Here is a 25112-nt window from a genome sequence, read left to right as displayed (position 1 = left end):
CCCTAAAGGGGCGCTCCTGCCCGGCGGCGACGGGTCAGCCACAGGCTGCCTGCGGCGCCCACCAACAGGACCGTTCCGCCCAGGGTGCCGAGGGCTATCGCCGAGTCCTCGGGGCCGGTCTGGGGGAGCTGGTCGCCGGAGGGGGCCGACTGGGAGCCGCCCGTGCTGCCGCCGCCCCCGCCTCCGCCGCCGGAGCCGCCCGCGCTCTTGACGTCCAGTTCCAGGGACGGCTTGGGACTGTTGGCCGGGGTGCAGGTCGTGGTCGTGCCGAGCGCCTTGATGGTGAGGACGCCGGCGGTGAAGGTGACCTTGCCGCTCTTCTTCGGCGTGTAGGTGCCGCTCAGGTCGCTGATCTTGATGGGGGTGTTCGCGGGGATCGCCTCGGCGTTCGGCGGGCCCGTCACGGCCAGGTCGCCGGTCTCCGCGCCGCCGAGCTTGATGACGGCGCTGGGGCTCATCGCGCCCTTGCCGAGCTCGACGGGGCTGGAGGAGACGCCCTTCTGGAAGGACATGGTGATCTTGTAGCCGCTGCCGCTCTGCACGGACTTGATGTCGATCGGGGAGACGGCTCCCTTGTTCCCGATCGGGGTCTTGCACTGGTAGTTGACGTCCACGACCGTGGCCGAGGCGGTCGGGGCGGCCATCAGCACCGCCGAGCCGGCCAGAGCCGCGCTGAGCGCGAACGCGGCGGTTCGTTTCGGGTACATCCGGTACGTCACCTCGAGATCCCTTCAGACCGACGGTTACTGACGGTTCATCAGATGCGGGTGGCTCAAGGTACGCCCGGGACCTTTACGAGGGAAGACAAAGAACACGCCGGATCCAGGAGGATCCGGCGTGCTCGAAAAGACGTGCGTGGCGGCGCCGCGCACGGCGTCGCGATGCGGCTATGCGGGGGCGCCCAGCTCGGCCCAGACGGTCTTGCCGGTGACGCCGGGGGTGCGGACAACCCCCCAGTCCATGCAGAGGCGTTGGACGATGAACATGCCGTGGCCGCCGGGACGGCCCGCGCGGTGCGGGGTCCGGGGGGCGGGCTGGCCCGCGCCCCGGTCGGTGACCTCCAGACGCAGCACCTTGCCGTCGAGGGAGACGGTCAGCTCGTCCGGACCCTCGGCATGGAGGCAGGCGTTCGTGACCAGTTCGGAGACGACGAGGAGGACGTCCTCCGCAGCGGCCCGGCGGTCCGCGGAGGACGCCGGCAGCCAGCCCCAGGCGTGCAGCGCTTCACGGGTGAAGTCGCGGGCGAGGGGTACGACACCGCTCGCGTCGCCGAGGCTCAGCCTGCGGACCTGGCGGCCCGCGCCGGCCGGCCGCTCGCCCGACTCGGGGCCGTGGTCGCCCGGCGAGTAAGGCCGGGTGGCGCTCATCAGCACTTCACCTCACCGATTCACCATGTGCTTCTGGATTCAGGACTTCGACAATGCGGAACTGCGAGATGCGGGATACGGGGTCGCTGGGGTCTGTCCGGTCGTGGATCTCCTGCCCGGACGAACGGCGGGAACACCCCCCGTTTCGACGCGGGCGATGTGACGCTGGTAACGCCCCGATCACGCAGCGACAACCGGAGGATAACTTCCGCACCCCGGCGGGCGCGCGCCCTGCGGGTCACTCCGTGGTGAGCGCCGCCGCCAGCGTCTCGTGGACCGTGAAGACGGCCTCGGCGCCGGTGATCTCGAAGACCCGGGCCACCACCGGCAGCATCCCGGCCAGATGGACCCCGCCGCCGGCGGCCTCCGCCTTGAGGCGGGCGCCGAGCAGGACGTTCAGCCCCGTCGAGTCACAGAACTCCAGCCGCGAACAGTCGAGGACCAGCCTCGACAGCCCCTGGTCAAGACACTCGTCGAGTGGCTCACGCAACAGATCCGCCGTGTGGTGATCGAGCTCACCCACCGGGGTCACGACGGCGCTGGAGCCCTCTCGCCGCACCTCGACCAGAAGCCGGCCCCGATGCGCGCTGCCGACTGTCCCGCGGTCCATGACGACCCTCTCCCGCTGAAAAGCTTCCGAAGCTCCCAGCTGCCTTCGACGTGCCGATTGACGCCCTCGAACCCTACGCCCTCACCACCGGTGCCGGTACCCGAACAAGGCCCAGAAATCGGACATTTCGCCATAGAACGCACTTGCGGCTCGGTGTGCAAAGCGGGTAGGCCTAGTAAGGACACCAATCGACACGGCCGGCTCGGAGGCGCCGCACACCGCAGTGCACGTATTGGCATCGGCAGCCATATGCCGAGAACGATGGAGGACATCATGTCACCCCGGCTCGACGAATCGCGTACTGACCAGGCGACGTCGAAACTCCCCCCGGAACCCCCTGCCCACGTCGAGTCCGACGTTCTGGAGGACCTCGGTCTTCCGGAGATCCCGCCCTTCGACGAAGTGGCACCACTCGACGCGCGCGCCCTCTCCAAGACACTCTTCGAACGTCTGGAGTCCCTTGAAGAAGGCACGCACGAATACTCGTACGTCCGCAACACCCTGGTCGAGCTGAACCTCGCCCTGGTGAAGTTCGCGGCCTCCCGGTTCCGCTCACGCAGCGAACCGATGGAGGACATCATCCAGGTCGGCACCATCGGCCTGATCAAGGCCATCGACCGCTTCGAGCTCAGCCGCGGCGTCGAGTTCCCGACCTTCGCGATGCCGACCATCGTCGGCGAGATAAAGCGCTTCTTCCGCGACACCTCGTGGTCCGTGCGCGTCCCGCGCAGGCTCCAGGAGCTCCGTCTCGACCTCGCGAAGGCGGGCGACGAACTCGCCCAGCAGCTCGACCGCGCCCCCACCGTGGGCGAGCTGGCCGACCGCCTCGGCATCTCCAACGACGAGGTCGTCGAGGGCATGGCGGCGTCCAACGCCTACACGGCATCCTCCCTGGACGCCCAGCCCGAGGAGGACGACTCCGAGGGCGCGCTCGCGGACCGCATCGGCTACGAGGACCACGGCCTGGAGGGCATCGAGTACGTCGAGTCCCTCAAGCCCCTCATCGCCGAACTCCCGCCGCGCGACCGGAAGATCCTGTCGCTGCGCTTCGTCGCCAACATGACCCAGTCGGAGATCGGCGAAGAGCTCGGAATCTCGCAGATGCACGTGTCGCGGCTCCTGTCGCGGACCCTCGTGCGGCTGCGCAAGGGGCTGACCGTCGAGGAGTGAGCTCGGCTCCCGGCCCCTGACATGCGAGTGGGCCCGCTTCCCAGATCCCCGGGAAGCGGGCCTTCTCGCGTACGGCTGTCCGTGACGTACGTTCTTACGCGACCCGCGCGCCGGCCCGCCAGACCTCGCTCACGAGCGGGACGCCCGGACGGTAGGCCAGGTGGACGTGGCTCGGGGCGTCCAGGAACGCCAGGTCGGCGCGGGCGCCCGGGGCGAGGCGGCCGATGTCCGTGCGGCGCAGCGCCTGCGCGCCGCCCGCCGTGGCGGACCACAGCGCCTCGTCCGGGGTCATCCCCATGTCCCGCACGGCCAGGGCGATGCAGAACGGCACGGAGGACGTGAAGGACGAGCCCGGGTTGCAGTCCGTGGACAGCGCCACGGTGACGCCCGCGTCCAGCAGGCGGCGGGCGTCCGGCCACTGGGCGCGGGTCGAGAACTCGGCGCCGGGCAGCAGCGTCGCGACCGTGTTCCCGCTCGCCAGCGCGTCCACGTCGGCGTCCGTCAGGTGCGTGCAGTGGTCGGCGCTGGCCGCGTCCAGCTCGACGGCCAACTGGACGCCGGGGCCGTAGGAGAGCTGGTTCGCGTGGATGCGGGGCAGCAGGCCCTTCGCCTTGCCGGCCGTGAGGATGGCCCGCGCCTGGTCGCCGTCGAAGGCGCCCTTCTCGCAGAACACGTCGATCCAGCGGGCGTGCGGGGCGCAGGCGTCCAGCATCTCGCCGGTGACCAGGTCCACGTACGCGGCCGGGTCGTCGGCGAGGTCCGGCGACACGATGTGGGCGCCGAGGTAGGTGACCTCGTCGGTGTGCGCCTTGGCGATGCGCAGGGCGCGCTCCTCGTCCTTCGTCGTCAGGCCGTAGCCCGACTTCGTCTCGAACGTGGTGGTGCCCTGGCGGAGGGCCTCGGCGAGGTGGTGCTTCAGGTTCGCCTCGAGCGCCTCGTCGGTCGCGGCGCGGGTGGCGGCGACCGTCGTCCGGATGCCGCCCGCGCTGTAGCTGCGGCCGGACATGCGGGCGTTGAACTCCTCGGTGCGGTCTCCGGCGAAGACCAGGTGGGAGTGCGAGTCGACGAACCCGGGGATCACGGCGCGGCCGGCCGCGTCGTGGGCCTCGTCCGTCGCGGGTACGTCCGCGCTCGGGCCGGCCCAGACGATCTTGTCGCCCTCCACGACCAGCGCGGCGTTCTTGATCTGGCCCAGGGGGCCCTCGCCCAGCTCCGGGTCGTTGGTGACGAGGTTGCCGATGTTGACGATGGCGGTGGTGGTCATGATTCCTTCCGGTTTCGTTGCCGGGTGCGGGTCCGGTGGGGGCTGGTCGCGCAGTTCCCCGCGCCCCTGATGAGGCTGCGCCTCATCGGGGAAATGCCGCCCGCAGGGCGTGCATTTCAGGGGCGCGGGGAACTGCGCGACCAGCCACGACGCACCCGCACCCGACGACGGGTTACCGCAGCGCCGAGATCGCCTCGGTCAAGGCGGAACCCACGTCCCCGACACGGACGTGGACCCCGTCGCGGACGACCTCGCGGCCGGACGCGATCACGTCACGGACATCCGCGGCACCGGCCGAGAACACGGCCGTCTCCGCACCCAGCCGCGGCGGAGCCCCAGCCGTACGGACCGACCCGAGGTCGATCGTGACGAGGTCCGCGACGGCCCCGGGCTCGATGACACCGGCATCGGTCCAGCCGAGCGCCGCGTGCCCGTCCGCGGCGGCGGCCCGCAGCAGCGCCCCCGCCGTCCAGTGCCCGCGCTGATGCGTGCGCAGCCGCTCGTTGAGCTCCATGCCGCGCGCCTCTTCGAACAGGTCGATGACAGCGTGGCTGTCGGAGCCCAGCGAGAGCGGCGAACCGGCCTGCTGGAGCTGCACGGCGGGGCCGATGCCGTCGGCGAGGTCCCGCTCCGTCGTCGGGCACATGCACGTGCCCGTGCCGGAGCCGCCGAGGAGGCTGATGTCGTGCGCGGTGAGGTGCGTGTTGTGCACGCCCGTGGTGAGCGAGCCCAGCACCCCGTGCTCCGCGAGGAGTTCGGTCGGGGTGCAGCCGTGCGCGGCCTGGCACGCCTCGTTCTCCGCGATCTGCTCGGAGAGGTGGACGTGCAGCGGGACGCCGCGGACCTGGGCCCACTCGGCGACCGTGGACAGCTGGTCCGCGGGGACGGCCCGTACGGAGTGAACGGCGGCGCCGATCTTCGCGTGCGGGCGGTCCTTGAGGAGCGAGGCCCGCTCGGCCCACGCGGCGGCGGTGCCGTCGGAGAACCGTGCCTGGTGCGCGTCGGGCGCCTTGCCGAAGCCCGCCGACAGGTACGCGGTGTCGAGCAGCGTGATGCGGATGCCGGCCTCGTCGGCGGCGGCGATCAGCGCCTCGCCCATCGCGTTCGGGTCGGCGTAGGGCGTGCCGCCGGGCGCGTGGTGCAGGTAGTGGAACTCGCCGACGGCGGTGATGCCGGCGAGCGCCATCTCCGCGTACACGGCCCGCGCGAGCGCGTGGTAGATGTCCGGGGTGAGCCGGTCCGCGACGGAGTACATCGTCTCGCGCCACGTCCAGAAGGTGCCCGAGCCAACCTGCACCCTGGCGCGCAGGGCGCGGTGGAAGGCGTGGCTGTGGGCGTTGGCGAGACCCGGCACGGTGAGGCCGCGCAGCACGGTCGCGCCGGGCGGCGGCGTCGCGGTGTCGCGGGTGACGGAGGTGATGCGCCCGTCGGCGATCTCGACCGTCACGCCGGACTCGACCTCGGGGTCGAGCCAGGCGTGTTCGAGCCAGTACGTCGTGGTCACGTGCAGGCCAGCCCTTCGAGTACGTCGGCCAGTGCGCGCACCCCGGCGAGGCAGTCGTCCTCGGCCGCGAACTCGGCCGGGGAGTGCGAGACGCCCGTCGGGTTGCGTACGAACAGCATGGCGGTGGGGATGGACGAGGCGAGGATTCCCGCGTCGTGTCCCGCGCCGGTGCCGAGCACGGGCACCGCGAGGTCGGTGTCGGTGCCCAGGATGCGGGTCAGCTCGTCGCGCAGCGCGTGGTCGAACTCGACGACGGGCGTGAACGACTCGCGGGTGAGCGACACGTCGATGCCGTGCTTCTCGGCGTACTCGCGGGCCGCCTTCTCGATCCCGGTGACCGTCTGGTCCAGGGCGTCCTGGTCGGCGGCGCGGGAGTCGAGCCAGCCGCGCACGAGCGACGGGATCGCGTTGACGCCGTTGGGCTCGACGGCGATCTTGCCGAAGGTGGCGACGGAGCCGGCGAGCTCGGCCTCGCGGCGGGCCGCGAGGACGGTCTCGGCGTAGGACAGCATCGGGTCGCGTCGGTCGACCAGGCGGGTGGTGCCCGCGTGGTTGGCCTCGCCGCGGAAGTCGAAGCGCCACCGGCCGTGCGGCCAGATGGAGCTGGCGACGCCGACGGCGTCCCCGGACAGGTCCAGGGCGCGGCCCTGCTCGACGTGGAGTTCGATGAACGCGCCGATGCGGGCGAGGCGCTCGGGGTCGGGCCCGATGGCCTCCGGGTCGTAGCCGGCGCGCTCCATGGCCTGGGGCAGGCTGACGCCGTCCCCGTCCTTGAGCGCGAAGGCCTGCTCGCGGGTGAGGTGGCCGCCGGTGAGGCGGGAGCCTACGCAGGCCAGGCCGAAGCGGGCTCCCTCCTCGTCGCCGAAGTTGGTGATGGCGAGCGGCTTGGTGAACTCCACTCCCCTGCGGCGGAGTTCGTCGAGGGCGGCGAAGGAGGACACGACGCCGAGGGGGCCGTCGAAGGCGCCGCCGTCGGGCACGGAGTCCAGGTGGGAGCCGGTGACGACGGCGTCGCCGGCCTCCGGGTCGCCGAGCCAGGCCCACTGGTTGCCGTTGCGGTCGACCTCGAGGGTCAGGCCGCGGTTCTCCGCCTGCTCCTTGAACCAGACCTTGCAGTCGGCGTCGGCGCCGGTCCAGGCATATCGGCGGTACCCGCGTGTGTCCTTGTCACGGCCGATGGGCTGCAGGTCGCGCCACATCGCCGTGAAGTCCGGGGTTGTCGGCGACTGCGGACCAGCCGTGGCCGGTCGCGCAGTTCCCCGCGCCCCTTCAGGGCGCGTCACTTGCTGTCACCTTCAGACATGGGGACGCGGACACCGCGCTCCTTGGCGACGTCGGCGGCGTGCTCGTAGCCGGCGTCGACGTGGCGGATGACGCCCATGGCGGGGTCGTTGGTGAGGACGCGCTCGATCTTGCGCGCGGCGAGCTCGGTGCCGTCGGCGACACAGACCTGGCCGGCGTGGATGGAGCGGCCCATGCCGACGCCGCCGCCGTGGTGGATGGAGACCCAGGAGGCGCCGGAGGCGGTGTTGACCAGGGCGTTCAGGAGCGGCCAGTCGGCGATCGCGTCCGAGCCGTCCTTCATGGCCTCGGTCTCGCGGTACGGGGAGGCGACGGAGCCCGAGTCGAGGTGGTCGCGGCCGATGGCGACCGGGGCGGAGAGCTCGCCGGCGGCGACCATCTCGTTGAACTTGAGGCCGGCCAGGTGGCGCTCGCCGTAGCCGAGCCAGCAGATGCGGGCCGGGAGGCCCTCGAAGGCGATGCGCTCGCCGGCCATGTCGATCCAGCGGTGCAGGTGCTTGTTCTCCGGGAACAGCTCCTTGATCGCCTTGTCGGTGGCCGCGATGTCCTTGGGGTCGCCGGACAGGGCGGCCCAGCGGAACGGGCCGAGGCCCTCCTCGAACAGCGGGCGGATGTGGGCCGGGACGAAGCCGGGGAAGTCGAAGGCGCGGTCGTAGCCGGCCTTGCGGGCCTCGTCGCGGATCGAGTTGCCGTAGTCGAAGACCTCGGCGCCCTTGTCCAGGAAGCCGACCATGGCCTCGACGTGCAGGGCCATCGACTTGCGCGCACGCTCCGTGAACCCGGCCGGGTCCGCCTCGCGCTCCTTGTCCCAGTCCTCGACCGAGATGCCGACCGGCAGGTAGGCCAGCGGGTCGTGGGCGGAGGTCTGGTCGGTGACGATGTCGATCGGGGCCTCGCGGCGCAGCAGTTCCGGGAAGATCTCCGCGGCGTTGCCGACGACACCGATGGACAGGCCGCGGCGCTCGTCGCGGGCCTGGATCGCGAGCTCCAGCGCGTGGTCCAGGTTGTCGGCCTTGACGTCGAGGTAGCGGGTGCCGATGCGGCGGTCGATGCGCGTCTCGTCGACGTCGACACAGATCGCGACGCCCTCGTTCATGGTGACGGCGAGGGGCTGGGCGCCGCCCATGCCGCCCATGCCGGCGGTGAGGGTGATGGTGCCGGCCAGGGTGCCGTCGAACTTCTTGCGGGCGACGGCGCCGAAGGTCTCGTAGGTGCCCTGGACGATGCCCTGGGAGCCGATGTAGATCCACGAACCGGCGGTCATCTGGCCGTACATGGTGAGGCCCTCGGCCTCCAGCTTGCGGAACTCCTCCCAGTTGGCCCAGTCGCCCACCAGGTTGGAGTTGGCGAGGAGCACGCGCGGCGCCCACTCGTTGGTGCGCATGACACCGACGGGCTTGCCGGACTGGACGAGGAGGGTCTCGTCGTCCTTCAGCGTCTCGAGCGTGCGCACGATCGCGTCGTACGCCTCCCAGGAGCGGGCCGCCTTGCCGGTGCCCCCGTAGACGACGAGCTTGTCCGGGTGCTCGGCGACCTCGGCGTCGAGGTTGTTCATGAGCATGCGCAGGGCACCCTCCTGCTGCCACCCCAGGGTGTTCAGCTCGGTACCGCGCGGGGCTCGTACGGGGCGGGGTCCGGACATCGGGGTGCCTCCTGGAGGGTGAGGGTGTTGGCTTAGATATTCACATCCTGACGTTCTGAATAGAACTAGTCAACACGTCCCACCGGAACCACACGGACGGTCACGGATGGTTGTGTGGACCGTATGGGTCACGACACCGATCAGACGCAGCCCCTGCCCCACCGGGCCCCGGACGCCGCCACCCGCCGCGACCAGGCCGTACGCGCCGCCGTCGAGCAGGGCCTGGTCGGCCCCGCGACGCCGGTCGCCGGGCTCCTCGACGTCACCGGCATCCGCGCCTCCGCCGCCGCCCTGCACGCCGCCTTCGACGCCGTCACCGCCCCCGGCACCCCCGTCCTGCACGCCTTCGCCGTGAAGGCCACCCCGCTCGTGCCCGTCCTGCGCCTGCTGCGCGAGGCCGGGATCGGCGCGGAGGTCGCGAGCCCCGGCGAGCTGGCCCTCGCCCGCGCCGCCGGGATGCCGCCCGGCCGCACCGTCCTCGACTCCCCCGCCAAGACCCCGGCCGAACTGCGCGAGGCCCTCGCCCTCGGCATCGCCGTCAACGCCGACAACCCGGAGGAGCTGGCCCGCCTCGACGCCCTGGTGGCCTCCGCGCCCACCCGCTCCCCGCTCGGCGTCCGTGTGAACCCGCAGACCGGCGCGGGCTCCATCGGCGCCCTGTCCACCGCGACCGCCACCTCCAAGTTCGGCGTCGCCCTGCGCGACGAGGGCGCCCGCGCCTGGCTGATCAAGGCGTACCTGGACCGGCCGTGGCTGACCCGGCTGCACACCCACTCCGGCTCCCAGGGCGTCCCCCTGGAGCGGATGGCCGAGGGCGTCCGGGCCGTCCACGCGCTCGCCGAGGAGATCAACGAGGCCGCCGGGCGCCGCCAGGTCGACACCCTCGACATCGGCGGCGGCCTGCCCGTGAACTTCGCCTCCGACGAGGAGACCCCCACCTACGCGGCGTACGCGCGGCTGCTCGCCGCCACCGTGCCGGGGCTCTTCGACGGGAGCTACGGGCTCGTCACCGAGTTCGGCCGCTCCCTGACCGCCAAGCACGGCACCACGCTCGCCCTCGTCGAGTACGCCAAGGAGGCCGGCGGTCGCCCCATCGCCGTCACACACGCGGGCGTCCAGGTCGCCACCCGCACCGTGTACGCGCCCGCGTCCTGGCCGCTGCGGATCGCCGCGTACGACGCGAAGGGGCGGCCCAAGGCCGGGCCGCCCGTGGCACAGGACGTGGCGGGCCCGGCCTGCTTCGCCGGTGACCTGCTCGCCGAGAACCAGGAACTGCCGCTGCTCACGGCCGGCGACCACGCGGCGGCCCTGGACACCGGCGCCTACTACTTCGCCCAGCACTACTCGTACAACTCGCTGGCCAGGCCCGGCGTCTACGGCCACGTCACCGAGCCGGACGGCACCGTGCGGTTCGCGACCGTGCGCGCGCCGCAGCCGGTCGAGGAGATCGTGGCGGAGGCGGGCGGCGGCCTGCGCGACGGACTCACCGCGCTCTGAGCCACCCCGGGCACGCCGCCGGCCGGCCCAACTCCCGTACGGGGAGCGGCCGGTCGGCGGATTCTAGTACCCGGCGCGCATGTTCCATTGGAAAATGCCAGAACGCTCACCAGGCCTCCGTACGGTGCGTAGCGTCTGCGTCACACCGACACCAGTGGTGCACCGAAGTGACGGACGGGTGGGGGGATCCAGGCGTGTCCGGAATCGACGAGTGTCTGCTCGAGGCCATGCGGCTGCCGGGGGCCCGCGGCGCCTCGGTCGTCGACTGGACCAGCGGACTCGCCCTGGGCACCATCGGTGAGTCGCCCAACGGCGACCACGAGGCGACCGCGGCCGAGGCCGCCGAGGTGGCCCGGCTCACCGCCGAGCACCGGGCCTTCGCCCCGGCGGGCGGCGGCGACTGGTCGCGGAACGGGGCGGAGCCGCCCGTCGAGGACGTCATCGTCACCAGCCGCGACGGCTACCACCTGCTGCGTTTCGTCCGCACCAGCTTCGACAGCAGCGTCTTCCTGCATCTGTGGCTCGACCGGGCGGACGGCAATCTGGCCCTCGCCCGGATCCGCCTCGCCGACCTCGCCGAGCGGCTGGTCCTCGGGTGAGCGTCCACAGCGGGGTCTCCCCCATGCTCAGCCGGCTCGCCTCCGAGCGGGCCACCGGCGCCCTCATCCGCGAGCACGGCACCCTCTACCTCCAGGACGGGCGGATCGTGCACGCCGAGTCGCCCGCGACGCCCGGCATGGACGTGCTGCTCACCGCGACCGGGGTGATCGACGCCGACGGCTGGTGGGAGGCCGTCGACCGGGCGGGCGCCGGGCACCGCGTCGGCCGCTACCTCGTCGAGCAGGGCGGCCTGACCGACGGCGCGCTCGAACTGTGCCATCTGGGCGCCCTGTTCGACGCCGCGTACTTCACGCTCGCGCCGACCAGCGGACCCACCCGCTTCCGGTACGGGGTCGCGCACTGGTTCGGAGCGGTGCGGCCGGTGCCGGTCGCCGCCGTGGAGCGCGAGACGCTGCGCCGCCGCGACCTGCTCCAGCGGATCTGGCCCGAGCCGGACACCGACACGGCCGCGCTCAGCCGCACCGCCCTGCATCCGCTGCGGGTGCCGCCGCGCCGGCGCCGGGTGCTGGAACTCGTCGACGGGGCGCGCACCGCCTCGCAGATCGCCCTCACGCTCGGCCGCCCCGCCTTCCACACCCTCGTCGACCTGCGCCGCCTCGCCTCCCGCGGCCTCGTCACCACCGCGCCCGAGACCCCGGCCGCCGCGGCCGTACCGGAGTGGCTCGCGCGGACGGCCGCCGTCGAGGACCCCGACGTGGCCCTGCTGCGCCGGCTGCGCGCCGCGCTGGAGGCCCTGTGAGACGCCGCCGGCACCCCGCCCCCGAAAGGAGCATCCCGATGGTCGACGAGGCCGAACTCCTCGCCGAGATACACCGGTTGAGAGTCCATGTGCCGCAGGTGACCGGGGCGCTCGCGGCCAGCGTCGACGGCCTCGTCCTCGCCCAGGACACCCCCGGCGTCGAGGCCGAGGGCGTCGCCGCGCTCACCGCCGCAGCGCTCGGCGTCGCTCTGCGCCTGACCGACGCGACCGGGCAGGGCGGCTTCCGCGAGCTCCTCGTCCGCGGCGAGAGCGGCTACGTCGCCACGTACGCGGCCGGGGACTCGGCCGTGCTGACCCTGCTCGCCGGGGACCGGGTGAACGTGGGCCGGCTGCATCTGGAGGGCCGGCGGGCAGGCGCCCGCATCGGGGAGCTGGTCGTCGCGGCCGCCCCGGCCGCCGCACCGCCGAAGGAGCCCGCCCGCGCCCGCAGCCGGGCCCGCACCCGCACGGCCGGCTCCGGCCTGCCCCTGCGCGCGCCGCACACCCCCACCGACACCGCCTGACCACGACCGCAAGCACCGCAGCACCACACCACCACCACGAGAGGACCCGCACCATGGCCAACACCGAGACCGCTCTCAAGGACGCCCTCACGAGCATCGAGGGTGCGACGGCCGCCGCGCTCGTCGACTACACGAGCGGCATGGCCCTCGGCACCGCCGGCGGCTCCAAGGACTTCGACCTGGAGGTCGCCGCCGCGGGCAACACCGACGTGGTCCGCGCCAAGCTGCGCACCATGGAGCACCTCGGCCTCCAGGACGAGATCGAGGACATCCTGATCACGCTCGGCACCCAGTACCACCTGATCCGTCTGCTCAAGGGCCGCGGCGGCAACGGGCTGTTCCTCTACCTGGTGCTCGACTCCTCGCGCGCCAACCTGGCGATGGCCCGCCACCAGCTGAAGAAGATCGAGGCCGAACTGGAGGTCTGAGCCAGCCGGTTCACGGGCGCGGGGACGCGGCTCCGGTCGCGGCCCAACTGGCCAGCAGCCGCAGCCGCTCCTCCGTCGCCGAGCCGGGGTGCGGGGTGTAGACGACGAGCGTCTGGTCCGGTTCGCCGGACACCGTCAGCGTCTCGTACGGCAGCTCGAGCTCGCCCGCGACCGGGTGGGCGAGGCGTTTGACCCCGTAGGTCTTCGCCTTCACCTCGTGGTCGGCCCACAGCCGCCGGAAGTCCTCGCTCGCCAGGGACAACTCGCCGACGAGCGTGGCCAGTCGGGGGTCGTCGGGGTGCAGGCCCGCGTCGAGCCTCAGGTACGCGACGGTCTCGGCGGCGACCGCCGGCCACTCCGGGTACAGGGCGCGGGCGGCCGGGTCGAGGAACACGTGCCGCAGCATGTTGCGCCGGCCCGGCTCCCACCGGGGGAACCCGGTGACGGCTCCGCCCAGCGCGTTCCAGGCCAGGACGTCCATGCGGCGGCCGAGGACGAACGCGGGCGCCTTGTCGACAGTGTCGAGCAGCAGCCGCAGGCCGGGCCGCACCCGCTGCCCGGGGTCGCGGACGGCCCGTTGCTTCCCGGCCGGCCGGGCCACCGAGCGCAGATAGGCCCGCTCGGTGTCGTCCAGGCGCAGCACGCGGGCCACGGCGTCGAGCACCGCGTCCGACACGGCGGTGCCGCGGCCCTGCTCCAGGCGGATGTAGTAGTCGACGCTGACGCCGGCGAGCTGGGCCACCTCCTCGCGGCGCAGCCCCGGCACCCGGCGCCTGCCGTGCGTCGCGAGCCCCACGTCCTCGGGCCGCACCCGCGCCCGCCGCGACCGCAGGAACTCTCCGACCCCGCCCAACTCCCCCGCTTCGCTCATGCCTCGATCCTAGGCATGCGGCGCGATCCCATCCTGGTACTGCCGGACCCAGGAACAGCTCAGCCCTGGGTAGCCGTCGCGGCGGCCCCCACAGTGGTGCTCGAACGCAGCCGATCACCGCAACCCCGGGAGCCCACCATGACGTACTCCGCCCTCTCCGGCCGTACCGCCCTCGTCACCGGCGCCGCCAGCGGCATGGGCGCCGCGACCGCCCGCCTTCTCGCCGCGCACGGCGCCCGGGTGGTGCTCCTCGCCCGGCGCGCCGAGCGGCTGACCGAGCTGGCGGCGAAGATCACCGCGGACGGCGGGCAGGCGCTCGCCGTGCCCACCGATATCACGGACCAGGAGGCGGTGGACGCGGCGGCCGAGCGGGTCCGCGCCGCCTACGGGCGGGTCGACCTCGTCGTGAACGCGGCGGGGGTCATGCTGCCGAACCCGGTGACCGACGGCCGGGTGGACGAGTGGCAGCAGATGCTCGACACGAACGTCGCGGGCGCGCTGCGCGTCGTCCGCGCGTTCGTCCCCGACCTGATCGCGACGGCGGAGGCGGGCGGCACCGCGGACCTCGTGAACATCTCCTCGATCGGCGCGCACGTGCCGTTCCCGAACTACGCGGTGTACGGGGCGACGAAGGCCGCGCTGACCTATCTGTCGGAGTCGCTGCGCACCGAGCTGGGCCCGCGCGACGTGCGGGTCACCAACATCGAGCCGGGCCTGACCGAGTCGGAGCTGGCCTCGCACGTCGACAACGCGGAGCTGTCGCAGCAGCTGGACAGCATGTTCGAGGCGCTGAGCGGCCTCACGTCGCAGGACATCGCCGACCTGATCGCGTACACGACGAGCCGCCCGCGCCGGGTGAACCTGCGCCAGGCGATCGTGCTCCCGACCCGGCAGGCCTGAGCCCGTGCCGGGGTCGGCCGGGGTGGGCCGGGGTGGGCCGGGGTGGGCCGGGGTGGGTCCTCAGCCCTCCCAGTCGGAGTCCTGGCGGTCGTCGGAGTCGCGGCGGCGCGGCCACACATGACCGGCGTGCACCGCGTTGACGCCGACGATGCCGCCCCAGGCGATGAGCAGGCCCGGCAGTCCGGCGTTGGCGACGGCGATCGCGGACAGCGGGATCGCGAGGACCAGGGTGACGATGACGAAGCCGAAGCGCTCGCCCCAGTTCTCCGCACCGGTCCGGTCAGGGCCGCCGCGGGCCGCTGTCATCTGCTGCTCGGCCATCGTGCGGCGCACCCTCCGGTCGACGACGGAGTCGAGCCGCTGCTCGACCTTGCCGATGAAGGAGTCCACCAGCGCGGACTCGTACTCCTCACCGAGTTCCCTGCGGGCGTGCAAGGTGGCGTCGAGCTCCTTCTTCAGCTCGGCGTCCCGGGTGCGCTCCTGGGCGCGGGCATCCATTCCGCTCATACCGCACCACGCTACGGACCCGTCGCCCCCGGGACACTGGGGCTAGCCCCCCTCTTGTCCCCTAGGGGATCCGCTACCGGGTGACCGCGGTGTCCGGGGCGGTCTCGGCGCGGGGCTCGGGGAAGTCGGGGATGTGGGAGGTGTCGCGGCGGGCCAGCAGCCAGTACAGGGCGGCCGGGACGACGAGGCCCACGATCCAGGAGATGTCGGCGCCGCCGAGCGGCTCGACGAGCGGGCCGGTGTAGAAGTGCGTGGCCAGGAACGGGAGCTGGGCGAGGAGGCCGGCGCCGTAGACGACGAGGGCGTCCCAGCGCCAGGCGCCGTAGCGTCCGTTCGCGTCGAAGAGCGCGGGGATGTCGTAGCGCTCCTTGGAGATCAGGTAGTAGTCGACGAGGTTGATGGCCGACCAGGGCGTGAAGAAGGTCAGCAGGAACAGCAGGAAGTCCTTGAAGGAGGACAGGAAGCTGTCCTTGCCGGCCAGCGCCACGGCGGTGCCCGCGACCATGATGACCGCGATGTAGAGCGCCCGGCCGCGCTGCGACAGGACGCGCTGGCCCCGGAAGCCGCTGACGCCGGTCACCATCGACATGAAGCCGCCGTAGGTGTTGAGGACGTTCACGGTGAGCTTGCCGAGCGCGATGACGAAGTAGAAGAACGAGGCGACGAGGCCGGCGCCGCCGAGCGAGACCACGTAGCCGACCTGGTCGTCGAGGAACGCGCCGCCGGAGCTCGCGGCGACGAACACGCCGAAGGTCATCGACCACTGGGAGCCGAGCGCCGAGCCGGACAGGGTCCACCAGAAGGTGGCCTTGGCGCTCGTCGAGCGCGGCAGGTAGCGCGAGTAGTCGGCGACGTACGGGCCGAAGGCGAGCTGCCAGGACGCCGACAGGGAGACGGCGAGCAGGAACATCGGCATCGAGAAGTGGGCGTTGCCGAGGAGCTCGCCGAGGTCGGTGCGCTCCAGGAGGCGCGCGCCGAGGAAGAGGAAGGCGAGGGCGCAGACCACGCTGGCGACCCGGCCGAGGGCGTGGATGATGCGGTAGCCGACGGTGGCCATGACGCCCGTGACCAGGGCGAAGATGATGATGCCCGTGGTGTCGCCGGTGTGCGTGAGGCGGGCGGTGGCCTGTCCGGCGAGGACGCTGCCGCTGGCGAAGAAGCCGACGTACATGAGGATGACGAGCAGCAGCGGGACGACGGCGCCCTTGACGCCGAACTGGGCCCGCGACTGGATCATCTGGGGCAGCCCCAGCTTGGGTCCCTGCGCGGAGTGCAGGGCCATGACGGCGCCGCCGAGCAGGTTGCCGAGCACGAGCCCGATCAGGGACCAGACCACGTCACCGCCGAACACGACGGCGAGGGCGCCGGTGACGACGGCCGTGATCTGGAGATTGGCCCCGAGCCAGAGCGTGAACTGGCTGAACGCGCGTCCGTGCCGCGCACTGTCGGGGACGACGTCGATGGAGTGCTTCTCCACTACGGCTGCCATGGCCCACCTCCTGCATATCTCCATGCAGGGTTACGGTGGCTGAATATTCTGTCAATAGTTCAAGGAAAATCCCCGCCGAATCCACCGGCGGGGACCACAGGGTGAGACGCGGCCGGGCCACGCGGCACTCAGAGCTTGCCGGTGACCACTCCGCGCCAGGTCCAGCCCGAGGCCAGGACCGCTTCCTGAAGAGGATTCTTCAGATCGTCACTGTCGAAGCCGAAGGTCTCCTCCGCTCCGCCGCCGCCCAGGGTGCGCTGCTTGGAGATGGTCCGCACCTGGCCGCGCTGCGCCTCGGCCGAGACGCTCAGCCGGGGGACGTCGCCGGCCCACTGGACCTCGAACTGCTTATCCAGCGTGCGGACCTCGTTCTTCTCCGGGACCAGCCGCATGTGCACCTTGTAGACCCTGCTCACCTGGGTGCGCGCGAAGAACGTCCGCCAGGCCGGCTCCAGCACCCGCCACTCGGCCACGAGGTCGGCACCCTCGGCCCGGCCGTCGCGCACGACGTACGGGACGTCGTCCCCGTTCAGACCGAGCAGCGCGGCCCGCACCTGGTCGGCGGGGCGCGCGGCGACCCCGCCCTCGGGCCGCTTGGTCCCGGTCAGCTTGTCGAAGAGTCCCATGGCGCCAACCTACGAGAGGCCGCTTCGCGGCTGCAAGGCGGACCGGACGGCTACGCTCCGCCTCCGCCCTCGGGGCGGACCGAGCGGACGAACGCCTGGAAGTCGTCGAGCACGGTGGGGTGTTGAGCCTCGGTCGCGGTCAGCACAAGACGGATCACGACGCGCCGGTGCGGGTCGGCGACATCGAGCATGCCCAGGTACACCTGTGTCTGGACGAGCTCGCGCAGCACTCCGGAGACGGCCGCCGTGACGGCCAGTTCCTGGAGCAGCCCGGGCGCCTGCGCCGACCCCTTCTCGCTCCGCTCGACGACCTCGACCCGGGCGCCGGACGCCCGCAGTTGCGCCACCGACGCGTCGGCGAGCGCGGCGAGCGGCGCGTCGTCCGGCCGGTACTCGCCGTCGATGGCGATGTTCGCGGTGAACCCGGCGTCCGCCCCCGGGTGCAGCGCGACGAACGCCGCGCCCGGCGCACCGACCGCGTCCGGCGGCGCGGCGTGCCAGCCGTCGGGCAGCTCGAACTCGATCGGTACGGGCAGGGTCGTGGCCATGCGGGTCCCTCCTTGCTGCTTGCTGCTTGCTCGGGCACGCCCCGGGCCACCGCCCGGGGCCGGGGTCAGAACAGGCTCCCGATCCCGTCGGCGATGTCACCGACCGTGTCGCCCACCTTGCCCGGGTCGACGGTGAACTCGAAGCCGACCTCGCCGCCGAGCCCGACGGCGAGACCGACCTTGGCCCCGATCTTCCACTTGCCGTCCTCGGCCTTGCCGAGCGTGGCGTCCGCCTCGGCGCCGATACCGGCCCAGCCCTCGGCGGTCGCGCCCGCTCCGATGCCGCCGAGGTCGGCGCCGCCCCCGACACCGGCCTTCGCTCCGGCGAAGGCCTCCGCGCCCGCGTGAACTCCTTCGAGCCCGATGCCCGCGTTGACGCCCGCCTCGGCGCCCGCCATGACCTCCCCGCGCCCATAGACCCCGACCGGACCGGCGTCGGCGCGCCCGAGCGCCGACGCCTCACCGCCCGCGAAGCCCTTGGCCTCGCCCTGGACGCCCTCGTGCGTGATGCCGCCCTCCGCACCGACCTTGGCCCCCGCGTACGCCTCGGCCTCGCCGGACAGCTTGAACGGCCCGTTGGTGAGCGAACCCTCCCCCTTGGCGCGGCCCAGGTCGGCGTGCGCCTCGGCCTCGGCGAGCTTGCCCTTGCCGATGTTCGGGCCGCTCGCGTCCGTGCCGACGCCGGGGCCCGACGCCTCGCTCTCGCCCTCGGACACCCAGCCGTCGGTCTTCGGCTTTTCCTTGGGCTCGGGCTTGCCGGCCGTCTTCAGGTCGCCGTTCGCATGCGCGTTGAACCCGCCGAAGCCGATCCCGTCCATGTTGCCGTCGGCCGTGGCCCGGGCCAGCGCCCGCTTCACGCTCTGGTCCGCGTCGTCGACGGCCTGGACGGCCTTGGCGATGTCGTCGCTCCAGCCCTTCGCCTTGGTCTTCGCGTCGGCCATCAGCTGCGGGTAGTCCGGGTCGTGGTGCAGGGCGTACTTCTCGTCGGCCGACATCTTGTCGTAGCCGACGTACGTGGCCTTGCCGGAGCTGTCGACCTTGTAGTCCTTCTGCTCCGCGTCGTGCACCAGGTCCTTGACGGCCTTCTGAAGGCGCGTCAACTCCGTGTGCGCGTCGGTCAGCAGACTCGCGATGGCCTGCGCCTGCGCCTTGGCCGCCCCGAACTCGAAGGCCGTCGCCGAGGCGTTCTGCTGCTGCGTGCCGTAGGCCAGGCCCTGCCAGTTGCCGTTGCCGAGCACGCCCTGGACCTGCTGCTCGTAGTCGGTCTTCAGCTCGCCGAAGCGGTCGCCCATCTTCTTCCACGCCGCGGACACGTCCGTGAACGAGGAGAGGTCGACCGTCATCACGTCCTGATAGGTCAGCGTCATCGCCGGATCCCCGTCCCCGTCACATTCCGTCGAAGCTGCTGGGCGGGCGGATCCCGTTCGCCTGGCTGCCGATGCCCGTGTCGGTGGTGTTGAAGAGGTTCTTGGTGCCGTGCAGGCCGCTCAGCTCCACCTGCAGGCGGGCGAGCAGCTTGTTCGCCTGCCCCTCCCAGACGACGAGCGCGTCCGAGACGCCCTGGTCACTGGCCCAGCCCGACAGACCCTTGAGCCCGGTGTCCTGCTTCATCAGCGGACTCAGCGGCCCCTGCGCGGGCTGCGGGGCGAGGAACGGCGGGTGCACCGAGCCGCCGCCGTCCGCCATCGCGGACGCGGACCGGGTGTCCGGCATCAGATGCTCTTCCAGGTACTTCGCGGCGCGCTTCTTGTCGCTCGCCGAACTCGCCAGCGTCTGCTCGCCGCCCGACCCCATGGCCACCCCGTCGTCTCTTCACTTCTCATCCACCCGCCCACGCCCCTGGCGCACCGCGGAAGCTCGCGTGGCACCCTATCGGCAGCGCCCCTTCCGCTCTGGCGCCCACCCCAGGAGTTGAATAGAATCATGCACAATCGGGCGTCCTGAATAGACCGGCGGGCGCCCGGCACGGCCGCGGACCGACGGGGAGACATGAGCGAGCAGACGATGAACGGCGAGGGCGGGCACAGCCCCGCCGAGCGCCTTCAGCGCCTCTTCGAGGGGCACCGCCTCACGCCCACGCAGCGCCGCATCGCGCACTGCATGGTGCGCCGCGCCGGCGACGTGCCGTTCCTGTCCTCCGTCGAGCTCGCCGAGCTGGCCGGCGTCAGCCAGCCCTCGGTGACCCGCTTCGCCGTCGCCCTCGGCTTCGACGGCTATCCGGCCCTGCGCCGCCACCTGCGCGAGGTCGCCCCGCAGGAACCGGCCGCGGCCGACGACATCAACGAGTACCAGCAGGCCGTCGAGGCCGAGATCGCCAACCTGCGGCACCTCGCGGGCCTGCTCGCCGACCCCACCCCGGTCGAGGAGGCGGGCCGGCTGCTCGCCGCGTCCCGCCCGCTGCCCGTCCTCGGTCTGCGCGCGGCGGCCTCCCAGGCCTACGGGTTCTCGTACTTCGCGGCGAAGGTGCACCCCGACGTCCGACTCCTTGACGACGGCGGCACCATGCTCGTCGACCGGATCGACGCGGCGGTGCGGGCCGGCGCCACGACCCTGCTCTGCTTCGCGCTGCCCCGCCACCCGCGCGAGGTCGTCGAGGCCCTCGCCTACGCGCAGTCCGTCGGCCTCCAGGTCGTCACCGTCGCCGACTCCGCGTTCGCCCCGGTCGCCAAGCACTCCGACCTGCTCCTGCCCGCCGCCGTCGGCACCGGCCTCGCCTTCGACACGGCGTGCGCCCCGATGCTGCTCGGCCGGGTGCTCCTGGAAGCCATGTGCGACGCACTGCCGCAGGCCCAGGCCCGCCTGGAGGAGTTCGACGTCCGGGCGGCCGAGCGCGGCCTCTTCGTCGAATAGTCGAATAGCTGTACGCGGGGACCGCCGCACCCCCTGTGACGGAGGGCGGGACGACGGCGGTCCCCGCGGGGGACGCGGTCCGGTCAGGCCGGACCGGCGTCCTGGGCGTCGGCGAAGTCCGGGAGCCGCTCCGGAAAATCCTCGACACCGCTGCGCTGCCGACCGTTCCGGGGAGCCGCTCCCGTCCCTGCCGACATCCACCAATCTGCCGGACGGTTGTTAAGCGGGTGCTGCGCGCACGTGTCGCACTCGTACCGATCGCACGAACCCGCGGGCGGATCCGGGCCGGCGCGATGCCCCCGCCCTCAGCCGCAGTATCGACGTGTCCTGCTCTCGTGGACGGCGAGCTGCGTGAAACTCGGGCGCAGGCCGGGGGTGAGCCCGGTGAACAGATTCGTCCCGGGCAGCCAGGCGCGCTTCACTCGGGTGAGGGACGGCCGCCAGTTTTCGTCGAAGCCGATGACGGCCGATATCGAGGAATACGGATCGAAGTCGGATTCATATGCGGGCAGGGCCGGAGGGAACTCACCTCGCCACTGCGGATTCCATTCCGCACGAGGAATCCCTCGAAGGGATTCCTGATTGGCCTTCCGGATCCTGGCGTACTCCGCATTGCTCATCTCTCCCGGGACGAACAGGAGAAGCCGCTGAGCAGGCAGCGTCCGCATCGCCAGGGAGAGCTCCCACATGGTGCCTTCCGTCTCCCCGAGCGTGAGGACGGCCAGCCGCGCCCCCTGCATCAGATCCCGGACCGGGTCCCGCCAGGACTCCATCGGGAGATACATGCGCCTGGCCCCGGCACGGGGAATCCGCTCGTCGTGCCCGCCGACCGCCACCAGAGGACCGACGGGCCGCAGTGCCGCGGCAATGTACTCTTCGTCATCGCGACTGGACAGCATGGCGAACATCAATTCGCTGCTCAGGTCGTGCAACTGCATCCGGTCGTACATGTTCTGACTGATCCTGGCGCGTCGCACATCCTCGCCGAACGGCCGCAGATAAAAGACGTACGAGCCGGGGCGGAACGACGCGTCCGCCCGCAGCACGGGCTTGAGATGCCTGCGCCCCAACAGGAACATCCGCCGGGACAGGTTGAACACACAGATCCCCACATTCGCCAGAAACAGGGTACTGACCTGCTTCTCCGCGAAACAGAGATAGAAAGCCCAGAGCGACCCCCCGAGCGAGGCCGCGCAGAGCGGCCAGCCTGCGAGCCACAGCAGAATTCCCCAGCGGAGTGACTGACCCGGGTGGCGGGCATACCGGTTCACGTCGCGCCAGTCCGCTTCCAGCAGGCCGGGGGCGTACTCCAGCCGCCATCGCCAGAATCCGTACCACTGGAGCTTCCTCCCGGCGGGCACGGCCCAGCAGCAGAGCATGACGGACACGCACATCACGAGAACGAAGATTCCGCGGCCCGCACTCGACGGCTCCAGCCCGTCGGCCAGCACGCCGATGCGCACGAGCACGAGCACGAGGAGCAGCGGAATCAGCCACTGGAGCAGAAGGCCGAACAGCTGCGACCGGTTCCTTCTCGGTGCCAGGAACAGCATGACCACGTTTCCGGCGAACAGTCCGGCGATATAGGCGTGCTCGACATCCAGGGTGAGCAGAAGGAGCCCGCCGGCCATCACACCGGATGCCCTGTAGTCCCCCGGCCTGCGCGGACCGATGAGCACCTCCAGCGCGCACATCGACAAGAACCCCGAGAGGTACGGCACAAAAGGGTGCGCAAGGAGATCACCCAGGGTCAGCCCGGGCGCTTCGGACAGGAGTAAACCGGCACGACTTTCCACGCCCAAGCCCCCTCGGCACAGCCCATCGGTCAGAGTCCGAGGAGGGATCCTCCCCTGTGACCGCCTGCGGCATGCCGGTCTCGCGGCGCCGGTCGGCGCGCATCAGGCGGAGGTGGCGGATCCGGTCCGGCGCCCGCCCCGGGGCCATACGACGTCGACGGCCAGGCCCGCGGAGCGTGCGGCGGACACGGTGTCCGCCGTTCCACCGCCCCGGCCCGTGGGCGGACTGCCGTCCCACACCGCCAGGAGCCGGTCCGCCCCTTGCAGCAGCCGGGCGTTGGCCGCGTCGTAGGCATCGGGCCCGGCGTGCTCGTACGGCATGACCAGCAGCTCGTCGGCGGCCTCGCACAGCGTGTCGAAGCGCGCGCGGTCCGCTGGTGCGACCACGGCGTCCCGGTAGTCCCTGGAGGGGATGATCACCGAAAGTCTGCCGCCGAGCGCCAGGACTTCCTCGGCGAAGAGGGTGTCCGCGCCGTGCGCCAGGCAGGAGCGCCCCAGCAGTCCGGAGCCGCCCAGACCGGCCAGGACATCGCGCAGGGAGGAACGCACCGCCTCAGCCGTCGCTTCGGCCAGGTCCATGTGACCGGTGATGGCGACCGTGATCACGCGTCGACTCCCGTCCGTCCCGTGCGGTTGGCCGTCACTGTAACGGGCGCCCGGGGGCATGGTCCGGCGCCGGTCACCGCCCGGCCACGACCCCGGCGAATCCGAGCACGTAGGACACGGCGAAGAGCAGGGGAACCCATCGCTCGACCTGGTTCAGCGGCAGATAGACCCGCCAGTCACGGCCCTCGCCGAGCGCCCGCCACTCGGCGGAGACGAAGGTGCGGGCCGGCAGCCGCTCCTCCAGCGCCCCGATCACGGCGAACTTCCCTCTGTTCAGCTGGTGGTAGGAGCGCACGGTGAACCACCAGGTGGCACACATGCCCAGCAGCACGAGCAGGGCGCCGCAGGCGAACACCGGCGGAATGTCGGGGTACGGCGTCTGGGACAACCACGCGCCGAAGAACGCGAGCAGGGCGGAGTGGAGGGTGAGGAAGAAGGTGTTGGCGAGGTTCCGTCGCGCGCTGACCCGATCGGCCATCTCCACGCAGAGTTTGTACTGTTCGAAAACGGCCGCGTGGTACGCGGCCTTGGCGTCGCGGAACCCCTCCGCGTCGACGCCCTCGTTCCACAGCGGCTCCCTGGAGTGCAGCATTCCGACGCCTCCCCGTAGTCGTCGCGGTCATCGGCCCCACCGAGAAGATAGGCGCTGCGACGGCCCGCCAGGAAGTAAGTCCCCGCGCAGGAGGCCGAGTTCACCACCTCCGCGCGGCGTGCGCACCCCTGCCGCTCGCAGGGGCGCGCACGCCGTCATCACGAGAGGGGCGCCTACTTGACGGCACCCTTCGCCAGGAAGGCGAGGAGGTCCTGGCGGCTCACGACGCCGGTCGGCTTGCCCTCGACCAGCACGATCGCGGCGTCCGCCGTGCCGAGGACGCTCATCAGGTCCGCGACCGGCTCGCCGGAGCCGACCTGCGGCAGCGGCGCCGACATGTGCTTCTCCAGCGGGTCGTCGAGCGAGGCGCGCTTGGTGAACAGCGCGTCGAGCAGTTCGCGCTCCACGACCGAGCCGATGACCTCGGCGGCCATGACGTCCGGGTGGCCCGCGCCCGGCTTCACGATCGGCATCTGCGAGACGCCGTACTCGCGCAGCACGTCGATGGCCTCGCCGACGGTCTCCTCGGGGTGCATGTGGACGAGCTCGGGCAGCGCGCCGCCGTCCTTGTCCTTGAGCACCTCGCCGACGCGGGCGCTGGTGCCCGTGTCCTCCAGGAAGCCGTAGTCGGCCATCCACTCGTCGTTGAAGATCTTGCTGAGGTAGCCGCGGCCGCTGTCCGGCAGCAGGACGACCACGATGTCGTCCGGGCCGAGCCGCTCGGCGACGCGCAGCGCGGCCACGACGGCCATGCCGCAGGAGCCGCCGACGAGCAGGCCCTCCTCCTTGGCGAGCCGGCGCGTCATCTGGAAGGAGTCCTTGTCGGACACCGGGACGATCTCGTCGGCGACCTCGCGGTCGTACGCGGTCGGCCAGAAGTCCTCACCGACGCCCTCGACGAGGTACGGGCGCCCGGAGCCGCCCGAGTACACGGAGCCCTCGGGGTCGGCGCCGACGACCTGCACCCGGCCCTCGCTGGCGTCCTTCAGGTAGCGGCCGGTGCCGGAGATGGTGCCGCCGGTGCCGACGCCCGCCACGAAGTGCGTGATCTTCCCGTCGGTCTGCTCCCACAGCTCAGGGCCGGTCGAGTGGTAGTGGGACAGCGGGTTGTTCGGGTTCGAGTACTGGTCGGGCTTCCAGGCGCCCGGCGTCTCGCGCACCAGCCGGTCGGAGACGTTGTAGTACGAGTCCGGGTGCTCGGGGTCCACGGCGGTCGGGCAGACCACGACCTCGGCCCCGTACGCCCGCAGCACGTTGATCTTGTCCGTGCTCACCTTGTCGGGGCACACGAAGATGCACTTGTACCCCTTCTGCTGGGCCACGATGGCGAGCCCCACCCCGGTGTTGCCGCTGGTCGGCTCCACGATGGTGCCGCCGGGCTTCAGCTCCCCGCTCTGTTCGGCCGCCTCGATCATGCGCAGCGCGATGCGGTCCTTCACGGAACCGCCGGGGTTGAAGTACTCGACCTTGGCCAGGACCGTCGCCTGGATGCCCTCGGTCACCTTGTTGAGTCTCACCAGCGGGGTGTTGCCGACGAGGCTGATCATCGAGTCGTGGATCTGCACGGTTTTCTCCGGGTGTCCTGTGTAAGGGATGTGGCCAGCGTATTGCGCGGACCGGCCCTTCATCTCCCGTTGCGATTGGCAGACCGTGTCTACG

The 25112-nt window shown here is 71.8% G+C and carries 26 protein-coding genes; 8 read left to right on the top strand and 18 right to left on the bottom strand.

Annotated elements, in window-relative coordinates; translation table 11 throughout:
- Nucleotides 1-2: 2 nt before the first annotated feature.
- The 3 genes from ACZ4E1_RS33355 to ACZ4E1_RS33345 form a co-directional block, all read right to left on the bottom strand.
- Complete coding sequence (locus ACZ4E1_RS33355; protein WP_467546566.1) at nt 3-707, bottom strand: LPXTG cell wall anchor domain-containing protein; 705 nt, start codon at nt 705-707, stop codon at nt 3-5.
- 180 nt (nt 708-887) lie between these two features.
- On the bottom strand, nt 888-1367 hold the full coding sequence (locus ACZ4E1_RS33350) for an ATP-binding protein (RefSeq protein WP_467546564.1): 480 nt from the start codon (nt 1365-1367) through the stop codon (nt 888-890).
- 238 nt (nt 1368-1605) lie between these two features.
- Nucleotides 1606-1977: an STAS domain-containing protein gene (locus tag ACZ4E1_RS33345; protein ID WP_467546562.1), complete on the bottom strand. Its 372-nt coding sequence runs from the start codon at nt 1975-1977 to the stop codon at nt 1606-1608.
- A gap of 273 nt (nt 1978-2250) precedes the next feature.
- Here ACZ4E1_RS33345 and ACZ4E1_RS33340 point away from each other — a divergent pair, with 273 nt between their 5' ends.
- On the top strand, nt 2251-3147 hold the full coding sequence (locus ACZ4E1_RS33340) for an RNA polymerase sigma factor SigF (RefSeq protein ID WP_467546560.1): 897 nt from the start codon (nt 2251-2253) through the stop codon (nt 3145-3147).
- A gap of 94 nt (nt 3148-3241) precedes the next feature.
- On the opposite strand, the gene hutI is transcribed toward ACZ4E1_RS33340, so the two are convergent.
- From hutI to hutU, 4 genes are all read right to left on the bottom strand, one after another.
- Nucleotides 3242-4411, bottom strand: a complete 1170-nt coding sequence (gene hutI, locus ACZ4E1_RS33335) for an imidazolonepropionase (protein ID WP_467546558.1) — start codon at nt 4409-4411, stop codon at nt 3242-3244.
- A 172-nt stretch (nt 4412-4583) separates the two neighbouring features.
- Nucleotides 4584-5915, bottom strand: coding sequence for a formimidoylglutamate deiminase (locus ACZ4E1_RS33330; RefSeq protein WP_467546556.1), 1332 nt, complete (start codon nt 5913-5915; stop codon nt 4584-4586).
- Nucleotides 5912-7198 carry an allantoate amidohydrolase gene (locus tag ACZ4E1_RS33325; RefSeq protein ID WP_467546554.1) on the bottom strand — a complete coding sequence of 429 codons (1287 nt, stop codon included), beginning with the start codon at nt 7196-7198 and terminating at the stop codon, nt 5912-5914. The genes ACZ4E1_RS33330 and ACZ4E1_RS33325 overlap by 4 nt, the downstream gene beginning before the upstream one ends.
- The gene (gene hutU / locus ACZ4E1_RS33320; RefSeq protein WP_467546552.1) at nt 7195-8859 is read right to left on the bottom strand and encodes a urocanate hydratase; all 1665 of its coding nucleotides are present in this window, start codon (nt 8857-8859) and stop codon (nt 7195-7197) included. Before hutU ends, ACZ4E1_RS33325 begins: the two co-directional genes overlap by 4 nt.
- A 123-nt stretch (nt 8860-8982) precedes the next feature.
- On the opposite strand from hutU, the gene ACZ4E1_RS33315 reads away from it, so the two are divergent.
- The 5 genes from ACZ4E1_RS33315 (at nt 8983) to ACZ4E1_RS33295 (ending at nt 12668) form a co-directional block, all read left to right on the top strand.
- Nucleotides 8983-10356 (top strand): type III PLP-dependent enzyme domain-containing protein, encoded by a 1374-nt coding sequence (locus ACZ4E1_RS33315; protein WP_467546551.1) that lies wholly within the window; start codon nt 8983-8985, stop codon nt 10354-10356.
- A gap of 194 nt (nt 10357-10550) precedes the next feature.
- On the top strand, nt 10551-10955 hold the full coding sequence (locus ACZ4E1_RS33310) for a hypothetical protein (protein ID WP_467546549.1): 405 nt from the start codon (nt 10551-10553) through the stop codon (nt 10953-10955).
- A 23-nt stretch (nt 10956-10978) separates the two neighbouring features.
- A complete protein-coding gene (locus ACZ4E1_RS33305) occupies nt 10979-11716 on the top strand; it encodes a DUF4388 domain-containing protein (protein WP_467546598.1) in 738 nt (245 codons plus the stop codon).
- Nucleotides 11717-11754: 38 nt separating this feature from the next.
- On the top strand, nt 11755-12240 hold the full coding sequence (locus ACZ4E1_RS33300) for a roadblock/LC7 domain-containing protein (RefSeq protein WP_467546548.1): 486 nt from the start codon (nt 11755-11757) through the stop codon (nt 12238-12240).
- Between the two features lie 53 nt (nt 12241-12293).
- On the top strand, nt 12294-12668 hold the full coding sequence (locus tag ACZ4E1_RS33295; RefSeq protein WP_467546546.1) for a roadblock/LC7 domain-containing protein: 375 nt from the start codon (nt 12294-12296) through the stop codon (nt 12666-12668).
- 10 nt (nt 12669-12678) lie between these two features.
- Here the strand turns inward: ACZ4E1_RS33295 and ACZ4E1_RS33290 are convergent, their stop codons facing one another.
- Nucleotides 12679-13539, bottom strand: coding sequence for a helix-turn-helix transcriptional regulator (locus tag ACZ4E1_RS33290; protein ID WP_467546544.1), 861 nt, complete (start codon nt 13537-13539; stop codon nt 12679-12681).
- Nucleotides 13540-13677: 138 nt separating this feature from the next.
- Here ACZ4E1_RS33290 and ACZ4E1_RS33285 point away from each other — a divergent pair, with 138 nt between their 5' ends.
- Nucleotides 13678-14439, top strand: a complete 762-nt coding sequence (locus tag ACZ4E1_RS33285) for an SDR family oxidoreductase (protein ID WP_467546542.1) — start codon at nt 13678-13680, stop codon at nt 14437-14439.
- A 60-nt stretch (nt 14440-14499) separates the two neighbouring features.
- Here ACZ4E1_RS33285 and ACZ4E1_RS33280 read toward each other — a convergent pair whose 3' ends face one another.
- The 6 genes from ACZ4E1_RS33280 to ACZ4E1_RS33255 all read right to left on the bottom strand — a co-directional run bounded on the left by ACZ4E1_RS33280 (nt 14500) and on the right by ACZ4E1_RS33255 (nt 19403).
- Nucleotides 14500-14946 (bottom strand): hypothetical protein, encoded by a 447-nt coding sequence (locus tag ACZ4E1_RS33280; protein ID WP_467546541.1) that lies wholly within the window; start codon nt 14944-14946, stop codon nt 14500-14502.
- A 73-nt stretch (nt 14947-15019) separates the two neighbouring features.
- Nucleotides 15020-16435, bottom strand: coding sequence for a purine-cytosine permease family protein (locus ACZ4E1_RS33275; protein ID WP_467546539.1), 1416 nt, complete (start codon nt 16433-16435; stop codon nt 15020-15022).
- Nucleotides 16436-16563: 128 nt separating this feature from the next.
- Nucleotides 16564-17061 (bottom strand): hypothetical protein, encoded by a 498-nt coding sequence (locus tag ACZ4E1_RS33270; RefSeq protein WP_467546537.1) that lies wholly within the window; start codon nt 17059-17061, stop codon nt 16564-16566.
- A 50-nt stretch (nt 17062-17111) separates the two neighbouring features.
- Entirely contained in the window at nt 17112-17609 is a 498-nt protein-coding gene (locus ACZ4E1_RS33265) for a hypothetical protein (RefSeq protein WP_467546535.1), read from the bottom strand.
- A 65-nt stretch (nt 17610-17674) separates the two neighbouring features.
- Nucleotides 17675-18976, bottom strand: coding sequence for a hypothetical protein (locus tag ACZ4E1_RS33260; RefSeq protein WP_467546533.1), 1302 nt, complete (start codon nt 18974-18976; stop codon nt 17675-17677).
- 19 nt (nt 18977-18995) lie between these two features.
- Entirely contained in the window at nt 18996-19403 is a 408-nt protein-coding gene (locus ACZ4E1_RS33255) for a hypothetical protein (RefSeq protein ID WP_467546596.1), read from the bottom strand.
- Nucleotides 19404-19598: 195 nt separating this feature from the next.
- On the opposite strand from ACZ4E1_RS33255, the gene ACZ4E1_RS33250 reads away from it, so the two are divergent.
- Nucleotides 19599-20459: a MurR/RpiR family transcriptional regulator gene (locus ACZ4E1_RS33250; protein ID WP_467546531.1), complete on the top strand. Its 861-nt coding sequence runs from the start codon at nt 19599-19601 to the stop codon at nt 20457-20459.
- A 305-nt stretch (nt 20460-20764) separates the two neighbouring features.
- Here the strand turns inward: ACZ4E1_RS33250 and ACZ4E1_RS33245 are convergent, their stop codons facing one another.
- From ACZ4E1_RS33245 to ACZ4E1_RS33230, 4 genes are all read right to left on the bottom strand, one after another.
- A complete protein-coding gene (locus ACZ4E1_RS33245; protein ID WP_467546530.1) occupies nt 20765-22255 on the bottom strand; it encodes a hypothetical protein in 1491 nt (496 codons plus the stop codon).
- Nucleotides 22256-22357: 102 nt separating this feature from the next.
- Nucleotides 22358-22861 carry a hypothetical protein gene (locus tag ACZ4E1_RS33240; protein WP_467546528.1) on the bottom strand — a complete coding sequence of 168 codons (504 nt, stop codon included), beginning with the start codon at nt 22859-22861 and terminating at the stop codon, nt 22358-22360.
- Nucleotides 22862-22934: 73 nt separating this feature from the next.
- Nucleotides 22935-23453 (bottom strand): RipA family octameric membrane protein, encoded by a 519-nt coding sequence (locus tag ACZ4E1_RS33235; RefSeq protein ID WP_467546526.1) that lies wholly within the window; start codon nt 23451-23453, stop codon nt 22935-22937.
- Nucleotides 23454-23626: 173 nt separating this feature from the next.
- On the bottom strand, nt 23627-25018 hold the full coding sequence (locus tag ACZ4E1_RS33230; RefSeq protein ID WP_467546524.1) for a cystathionine beta-synthase: 1392 nt from the start codon (nt 25016-25018) through the stop codon (nt 23627-23629).
- Nucleotides 25019-25112 lie beyond the last annotated feature (94 nt).

This window comes from Streptomyces sp. NPDC025806 (genome assembly GCF_055558275.1).
This window is presented reverse-complemented; position numbering and strand designations above follow the sequence as displayed.